This window comes from Streptomyces colwelliae (assembly GCF_048158785.1).
In the GTDB taxonomy this organism is placed as follows: domain Bacteria; phylum Actinomycetota; class Actinomycetes; order Streptomycetales; family Streptomycetaceae; genus Streptomyces.
On record NZ_JBLTJC010000080.1, the window covers coordinates 25,600 to 33,896 of the forward strand.

The following is an 8,297-nucleotide window of genomic DNA, read 5'->3' on the forward strand; positions in this document are numbered from 1 at the left end:
AGCCCGATGAGCCAGGCGGCGCAGAACCTGAACTGGTTGATCACCAACTTCGTGGACAACACCCCCGGTGTGTCCCACACGGTGGTGGTCTCCGCCGACGGACTCCTTCTGGCGATGTCCGAAGGGTTCCCGCGCGACCGTGCCGATCAGTTGGCGGCCGTGGCGTCGGGTCTTACCTCCCTGACCGCCGGTGCCTCGCGCATCTTCGAGGGCGGCAGCGTGAACCAGACGGTTGTGGAGATGGAGCGGGGATTCCTCTTCATCATGTCCGTATCGGATGGTTCCTCGCTCGCAGTTCTCGCGCACCCCGAGGCGGACATCGGCCTCATTGGGTACGAGATGGCCCTTCTGGTGGACCGTGCGGGTACGGTCCTGACCCCGGACCTTCGAGCGGAGCTCCAGGGGAGCCTTCTCAACTAACAGATGGACGGTGCGTTTTGGCGTCCTGAGGCCATAAGGTTTCGGGACGCGGCTCCACATTGATGGGTGCCCGGCACAGTCGGAGGAGGAGAAAGTGGCAACACCCCCAGGCGGTTCGTCTTCGGGCAACTGGTCGTACGGCCCCGGCCAGGGGCAGGGCGACGGTTCCCAGAACCGGTACAACTTCCCCTCCTCGCCGTCCCCGCGCCGTCAGCAGCCGTACCCGCAGGGCCCCGGCCCTTCGCCGTACGACCAGCCGCCGGCGCCGCGCATCCAGCCTGTGCAGCCCCATCGGCGCTCTCCCGAGTCGGCGCCCGCCGGATCGACGAGCAACCCTCTGGTACGTCCGTACGCCATGACCGGCGGCCGGACGCGCCCCCGCTACCAGCTCGCCATCGAGGCGCTGGTGCACACCACCGCGCAGCCGCACCAGATGCAGGGCCAGTTGCCCGAGCATCAGCGGATCTGCAACCTCTGCCGGGAGATCAAGTCGGTGGCCGAGATCTCGGCCCTCCTGACGATCCCTCTCGGTGTGGCCAGGATCCTCGTCGCCGACTTGGCGGAGGCGGGCCTGGTCGCCATTCATCAACCCGGCGGCGACGAGAACGCCGGCGGCCAGCCAGACGTGACATTGCTCGAAAGGGTGCTCAGTGGACTTCGCAAGCTCTAGCGGCGGTCCTTCCCGCTCCACCACATCAGCGAAGATCGTGGTGGCGGGTGGCTTCGGCGTGGGCAAGACCACGTTCGTCGGGGCCGTCTCGGAGATCAACCCGCTGCGTACCGAGGCTGTGATGACGTCCGCGAGCGCGGGCATCGACGACCTCACCCACACCGGAGACAAGACGACCACGACGGTCGCGATGGACTTCGGACGCATCACCCTGGACCAGGACCTGATCCTGTACCTCTTCGGTACGCCGGGTCAGGACCGCTTCTGGTTCATGTGGGACGACCTGGTGCGCGGCGCGATCGGCGCGATCGTGCTCGTGGACACCCGCCGTCTCGCCGACTGCTTCCCCGCGGTCGACTACTTCGAGAACTCGGGTCTCCCGTTCGTCATCGCCCTCAACGGATTCGACGGCCACCAGCCGTACAACCCCGAAGAGGTCCGCGAGGCGCTACAGATCGGCCCGGACGCACCGATCATCACGACGGACGCCCGCCACCGCGCGGACGCCAAGTCGGCTCTGATCACGCTGGTCGAGCACGCGCTGATGGCCCGCCTTCGGTAGTACGCGGCATTACGACACCAAGGGGCCAACTCCGGCTGGAGTAGGCCCCTTTGTCGTACCCCCCTGCCACAATGGACGCTCTTCGGTTCGGCGAGGGGGACGGGATGAGCGCGGAGGCGGCGGCACTGCGTCTGGGGGCGACTGTGGTGAACACGGCGGCGCAGACGTGGCTGGGGGGCAGACGGCGGGAGCTGGAGCGCCGGATACCGATGGAGGACCTTGTACGGGTGCGGGTGCCGGGGCTGCGCCAACAGCGCAGCGTCCGGCGCCAGTTCGAGGAGATGGCCGACACGGTGGCCGCGCGGATCGAGCCGTTCCTGGCCCAGGAGTTCCGCGGGCTGGACGAGAGCAGCCGGGAGGCCGCGCTCAACGGGGTGCGCGACACGTTCGCGCGCGCCGACCTGTCGAACGAGGCGGTCCTGGCGGCCGACGTGCAACCGGCCGAACTGATCCGCCGCATCACGGGATCGATAAGTACACCGCTCAGCCTCAGGGAACCCGAGACGCGTCTGTACGAAGTCCTCTTCAGCGAGTGCTGTGAGTACTACGTCAGCATCGTGCGAACCCTCCCGGTGTTCGAAGAGCGGACACTGGCCGAGCTGCTGGCCCACACCAACTCCCTGAGCGACCGGGTCGCCCGCGTCCTCGAACGCCTCCCCGACCGCTCCCTGTTCGCCCCGGACGGCACCGACCAGGACCAGGAATTCCGCCGTTGGTACATGGAGTTGGTCAGCAACAACCTCGATGAGGTGGAGCTGTTCCGGCGCACACCCGACCGCGCCGCCACTCAGGTCCGACTGTCGGTGGCTTACGTCAGCCTGCGGGCCACCGGAGACGAAGGGATCCGCCAGCACACCGTCCACGCGCTGCCGCTCAGGCAGGATCTGAGCGACTGGGAGGAATTCGGGGCCGAGAGTTCCGGGATGCGGGTGGAGTCCGCGCTCGGCGGGACGTCGCGGGTACTGCTGCGCGGCGAGGCCGGCTCCGGCAAGACCACGCTGCTGCGCTGGCTGGCGATCACGGCGGCACGGGGCGCCTTCACCGCCGAACTCGCCGACTGGAACGGCCTCACGCCCGTCTTCGTCAAGCTCCGCGAGTACAGCGGCCGTCCACTCCCCAAGAAGCCCGAGGAACTGCTGGACGGTGTCGCCGGGAACATCACCGGGATCATGCCCAAGGGCTGGGTGGAACGCCAACTGCGCGACGACAAGGTCCTGTTGCTGGTGGACGGAGTCGACGAACTACTCAGCTCGGAGCGGCGACCGGTACGGGACTGGCTGCGCAGGCTGCTCGGAACGTACGGCGACATACGGGTGGTGGTGACCTCGCGCCCGACCGCCGCCGGGACGGACTGGCTACACCGGGAGGACTTCACCGCGCTCCACCTGGACCGGATGACACCACCAGACCTCGCCGCGTTCGTACGGCAGTGGCATCTGGCCGTCCGTGAACTGGGCGACGAACTCCCCTGTGCCATCGACGAGTTGCCGCGCTACGAACAGTCCCTGCTTAACAGTCTCAAGGACAGCGCGCATCTCCAGTCCCTTGCAGGCACCCCACTGCTCGCCGCGATGCTGTGCGCGATGCACCTGAACCGGGGCGGCCAACTCCCCGGGGACCGCATGGAGTTGTACCGCAACGCCCTGCACACCCTGGTCCACGACCGCGACGCCGACCGGAACGTACCGAGCGCGCTGAACAGCAAGCTCAGCCTCGGCGACAAGCTGGTCGTGCTGCGGGATCTCGCCTGGCGCCTCTCGGACAACAACCGCAGCGAGATCGCCCTGGACCAGGCCGCCGTCCATGTCTCGGCCAAGCTCTCGGCAATGCGGCACCTGGAGGTACAGGACGGTCTCCGAGTTCTCGAACAACTACGGGACCGCTCCGGCATCCTCCGCTCCCCCGTCGAAGGCCGCCTCGACTTCGTCCATCGGACCTTCCAGGAGTATCTGGCCGCCGCGGAGGCCACAGAGGAGGACCGAATCGGCAACCTGGTCGGGCGGGCCCATCTGGACTCGTGGCGCGAGACGATCATCATGGCCGTCGGACACGCCAACTCCCGCCAGCGGCAGGAGCTGTTGAACGGCATCCTCGACCGGGCGGAGGCGGAGCCCCGGCATGCGCGGGCGCTGCGACTCCTCGCGGCTTCGTGCCAGGAGACGCTGCCGTCGGTCTCGGTCGAGCTTGCGGGGCGGCTGGACGGGGCGATGTCGGCGCTACTTCCGGCTCATCGTCCTACGGACGCCCCGGCTCTGGCGACTGTGGGGACGAGCTTGCTGCGGCGGTTGCCGCGTTCGCTGGGCGAGTTGACGGAGAAGTCCGCAATACAGACAGTGCGGACCGTGGCGATGATCGGCGGTGAGGAGGCTCTGGCGTTGATGGTGGGGTATGCCGAGGACCGGCGCGCCCTCGTCATCGACGAGATCATCGAGGCCTGGGCGTACTTCAACGCGGACGCCTACGGCGAGCAAGTACTGGCCGGGCTGCCGCTGGAGGAACACGACGTGCGTCTCAGGCACTCCCAACAGTGGCGCGCAGCAACTCGGTTGAAGTCCATCACGAGGCTGTCGATCTATTACCCGCTCCCGGCGCTCGCTGCCTTGGATCAGCTTCCGCCCCTGAGGGAACTGTCGGTCTACAATCTTCGCGCCCCCGGAGACCTCTCAGTGCTGACGGCTCACCCACAGCTGGAGTGGTTCACGGTCCTTGGTCGAGGAAAGCTGCACGGGCTCGAATCCGTGGAGAACTTGGGGAACCTCTTCCGACTGGGGCTCGGCCACCAGGGTACGGCCCGCCTCGACAGTCTGCGTCTTGGGCCGACCACGTCCTGGCTGAGCCTCTACGAACTGAGCGGGACCAGCGAACTGACCGCTTTGAGGAACTTCCCCGATATCGAAAGCCTTGTTCTGTCGACCGCGAGCACATGTGCGCCGCGTGGCCTGGGCAGCGTCTCGGCCATGCCCGGGCTCGATGCCCTCAGGCTCAGAAACATGCACTTGCCGGAGTGGCTGACAGCACGTGAACCCCTTCCGGCCAAACTGCGGACACTCACGCTGGATTACTGCGTCGCGCCTAGGGACTCCCGTGCCTACCGCGATCTCAGCTCTCTCGACTCGCTGTTCATGACGTCCTGCCGGACTCCCGACGGCGATTCCATCACCGCCCTCGACCTTCCGGTCAAGTACCTCAGCGTCGACTGACCCCGCGAACGCCAACAGCCCCACCCTCCCGCAGGAGAATGGGGCCGTAGCGAACGCGCTAAAACGCTCAGTGCCAGCTATGCGGAGCCCGAAACCCACCCTCGCGCTCCAGCCGACGCCAGCCGGCCTTAGGCAGCGGACGGTGAGCCGGGGTTTCCGCAGGCGCGGCCGCCGCGCGGGCCAGGAGGATGGCCGTGATGGCGGCGACTTCCTCGGGCTCGGCGTGGCCCTTCTCGACACGAATGTCAGGGGTGCTCATAGGTTCAGTCTCCGTGGCTGAGGTTTCCGCACGGGTAGCGCGGAGGGTCCGCTGGGTTACTGCGGGGGGTTGCCGTGCTTACGCGAGGGCAGGTCGGCGTGCTTGGTGTGCAGCATCGCGAGCGACTTGATGAGTACTTCGCGGGTCTCGGCGGGGTCGATGACGTCGTCGACGAGTCCGCGCTCAGCCGCGTAATACGGGTGCATCAGCTCGGACTTGTACTCCTTGACCATGCGCGTCCGCATCGCCTCGGGGTCCTCGGCGTCGGCGATCTGGCGGCGGAAGATGACGTTGGCGGCACCTTCGGCGCCCATCACGGCGATCTCGTTGGTGGGCCAGGCGTAGGTGAGGTCGGCGCCGATGGACTGGCTGTCCATGACGATGTAGGCACCTCCGTACGCCTTGCGCAGGATGAGCGAAATCCTCGGCACGGTGGCGTTGCAGTACGCGTAGAGCAGCTTCGCTCCGTGCCGGATGATTCCGCCGTGCTCCTGGTCGACGCCGGGAAGGAATCCCGGAACGTCCAGGAACGTAACGATCGGAATGTTAAAAGCGTCACACATCTGGACAAAGCGCGCAGCTTTTTCGCTGGCCTCGATGTCCAGGACGCCCGCGAGGGTCTGCGGCTGGTTGGCGACGATGCCGACGACCTGGCCGTCGAGGCGGGCCAGCGCGCAGATGATGTTGCGGGCCCAACGCTCGTGAATCTCAAGGTAGTCGCCATCGTCGACGATCTCCTCGATGACCTTGGTCATGTCGTACGGCCGGTTGCCGTCGGCCGGGACCAGGTCCAGCAGGACGTCCGAGCGGCGCTCGGCCTCGTCGCTCGACTCCGCGCGGGGCGGGTTCTCGCGGTTGTTCTGCGGGAGCATCGACAGGAGGTAGCGCACCTCGGCGAGGCAGGTCTCCTCGTCGTCGTAGGCGAAGTGACAGACGCCGCTCGTCTCGGCGTGGACGTCGGCGCCACCGAGGCCGTTCTGCGAGATCTCCTCGCCCGTCACCGCCTTGACCACGTCCGGGCCCGTGATGAACATCTGGGACGTCTCGCGGACCATGAACACGAAGTCCGTGAGGGCGGGGCTGTAGGCCGCGCCGCCCGCGCACGGGCCGAGCATCACGGAGATCTGCGGGATGACCCCGGAGGCCTTGGTGTTGCGCTGGAAGATGCCGCCGTACCCGGCGAGAGCTGAGACGCCCTCCTGGATACGCGCGCCCGCGCCGTCGTTCAGGGAGACCAGGGGTGCGCCGGCCGCGATGGCCATGTCCATGATCTTGTGGATCTTCGTGGCGTGGGCCTCGCCCAGCGCGCCGCCGAAGATCCGGAAGTCGTGCGCGTAGACGAAGACCGTGCGGCCCTCGACCGTGCCCCAGCCGGTGATGACACCGTCGGTGTACGGCTTCTTCGCCTCCAGGCCGAAGCCCACGGCGCGGTGCCGGCGCAGCTGCTCGACCTCCCGGAAGGACCCGGGGTCGAGGAGCAGGTCGATACGCTCCCGGCCGGTCAGCTTCCCCTTGGCGTGCTGCGCCTCGGTCGCCTTCTCGCTCGGGCCGGCCAGTGCCCGCGCACGGATCTCGTGCAGCTCGGCCACTCGCCCGCGCGCGTCCGTCGGCTCACCCGGCGCCTCATCCAAAACGGTCATGTACTGACCCTACGAAGCACACCAAGGAAAGGGCGCCGTCGACTCTGCACAGTCTCCGGCCCGTTTTCCTGGTACCCCTGAACAGAACCTGACCGGCATGCAGGCGTTCCGACTGCTCACGGGGCATGCTGGTTGTAGGGGTTACACAAAGCCGACAGCTGAGAGCCACCTCACATTCAGGTCGGCGGATGCCATCCCCAGGGTGATTCCCGGAGCGATTTCCGGAGTGTTTCCCGCGTTGCCGGGGCCGCCCGGAGGGCGTACTCGTAGTAGTTGGCAGAACACCCTGCGGATGATGTTGAAAATTGAATGGAATAGGTCTACGGTCCTTCGTGTTGGCATCGTTGAACGTTCAACAGATTCATCCCCGCACACTCCCCGTCCCCTTTAGGAGCACGTCATGGGCATCTTCGGCCGCAAGAACGACGACACCGACACCACCTCGGCCCCCGCCGCCGGCAACCCCGACCTCGCCGCGCTGACCGGCGACTACGCGATCGACCCGTCGCACACCACGCTCGGCTTCACCGCCCGCCACGCGATGGTCACCAACGTCAAGGGCAAGTTCCTCGACTTCACCGGCACGCTGCACCTGGACGGGTCCGACCCGGCCAAATCCACCGCGTCCTTCGACGTGAAGATGGACAGCATCGACACCGGCTCGGCGGACCGCGACGGTCACCTCAAGAGCGCGGACTTCTTCAAGACGGAGGAGTTCCCCACGATGACCTTCCGATCCACCTCGGCCGAGGCCCTCGGCGGCGACGACTACCGCATCACGGGTGACCTGGAGATCCTCGGCACCACCAAGCCGATCACCATCGACCTGGAGTTCAACGGCGCCGCGAAGGACCCGTTCGGCAACGAGCGCGTCGGCTTCGAGGGCAAGGCCGAGATCATGCGCTCCGACTTCGGTCTCACCTGGAACGCGGCGCTGGAGACCGGTGGCGTCCTCGTCTCCGAGAAGATCAAGCTGAACTTCGACATCTCGGCGATCAAGAGCGCCTGAGCTTGAGCCAGACCGCCAGATCCTCGATCTCGGCGTCCACGGCATCGGCGATGCTCCGGGTGAACTCGACGTCCTGATGGACGGCGTTCACCAGGAGCACGCCGGCCTTGCGGTCGGCGGTGGCGTCGAGCTTTCCGACGAGCTGGTCGCCGTACAGAATCGGCAGGGCGAAGTAACCCCAGCGGCGCTTCTCGGCCGGCTTGTACATCTCCAACTGGTAGTCGTAGCCGAAGAGTTCGGTGGTGCGCTTCCGGTCGTGGAGGAGCCGGTCGAACGGGGAGAGCAGGGCCGCGCGGCCGGTGAACTCCCTGTCCAGGTACGTCGGGTCGACGCGCCACTCCCCCTTCACCCCCTCGACGACGGCCGGTTCGCCGGCCTCACCGACGACGGCGGGTTCGACCGGGAGCGCGGTGCCGGTGGCCCGGGCGATACCGAGCGCGCGCAGTCTCCGTTCGTCGCGGAGACGGCGCGCTTCTTCGCGCGATACGGCGGGTTCGTCCGGGTAGACGCGTGAGGCCAGGTCCCACAGTCGTTCCC

Annotated in this window: 8 protein-coding genes; 5 read left to right on the top strand and 3 right to left on the bottom strand. The window is 67.1% G+C overall.

All coding sequences use genetic code 11. From position 1 onward, the window contains the following. The first annotated feature begins 6 nt into the window (after positions 1 to 6). From ACNFOC_RS18885 to ACNFOC_RS18900, 4 genes are all read left to right on the top strand, one after another. A complete protein-coding gene (locus tag ACNFOC_RS18885; RefSeq protein ID WP_005479603.1) occupies positions 7 to 420 on the top strand; it encodes a roadblock/LC7 domain-containing protein in 414 nt (137 codons plus the stop codon). 94 nt (positions 421 to 514) lie between these two features. Next, the gene (locus tag ACNFOC_RS18890) at positions 515 to 1,090 is read left to right on the top strand and encodes a DUF742 domain-containing protein (protein ID WP_026150694.1); all 576 of its coding nucleotides are present in this window, start codon (positions 515 to 517) and stop codon (positions 1,088 to 1,090) included. Continuing rightward, on the top strand, positions 1,071 to 1,652 hold the full coding sequence (locus ACNFOC_RS18895) for a GTP-binding protein (RefSeq protein WP_060901234.1): 582 nt from the start codon (positions 1,071 to 1,073) through the stop codon (positions 1,650 to 1,652). Before ACNFOC_RS18890 ends, ACNFOC_RS18895 begins: the two co-directional genes overlap by 20 nt. Before the next feature lie 71 nt (positions 1,653 to 1,723). After that, positions 1,724 to 4,852: an NACHT domain-containing protein gene (locus ACNFOC_RS18900; protein ID WP_416960249.1), complete on the top strand. Its 3,129-nt coding sequence runs from the start codon at positions 1,724 to 1,726 to the stop codon at positions 4,850 to 4,852. Positions 4,853 to 4,919: 67 nt separating this feature from the next. Here ACNFOC_RS18900 and ACNFOC_RS18905 read toward each other — a convergent pair whose 3' ends face one another. Both ACNFOC_RS18905 and ACNFOC_RS18910 read right to left on the bottom strand, forming a co-directional pair. Then, the gene (locus ACNFOC_RS18905) at positions 4,920 to 5,111 is read right to left on the bottom strand and encodes an acyl-CoA carboxylase subunit epsilon (protein WP_200686376.1); all 192 of its coding nucleotides are present in this window, start codon (positions 5,109 to 5,111) and stop codon (positions 4,920 to 4,922) included. Positions 5,112 to 5,167: 56 nt separating this feature from the next. Further along, a complete protein-coding gene (locus tag ACNFOC_RS18910) occupies positions 5,168 to 6,751 on the bottom strand; it encodes an acyl-CoA carboxylase subunit beta (RefSeq protein ID WP_416960250.1) in 1,584 nt (527 codons plus the stop codon). 400 nt (positions 6,752 to 7,151) lie between these two features. Between ACNFOC_RS18910 and ACNFOC_RS18915 the strand changes: the two genes are divergently transcribed. Further along, positions 7,152 to 7,760 carry a YceI family protein gene (locus tag ACNFOC_RS18915; protein WP_416960251.1) on the top strand — a complete coding sequence of 203 codons (609 nt, stop codon included), beginning with the start codon at positions 7,152 to 7,154 and terminating at the stop codon, positions 7,758 to 7,760. On the opposite strand, the gene ACNFOC_RS18920 is transcribed toward ACNFOC_RS18915, so the two are convergent. Then, positions 7,747 to 8,297: DNA glycosylase AlkZ-like family protein (locus ACNFOC_RS18920; protein ID WP_416960252.1), on the bottom strand; the 551-nt coding region annotated here is incomplete at its 5' end. The genes ACNFOC_RS18915 and ACNFOC_RS18920 overlap by 14 nt on opposite strands.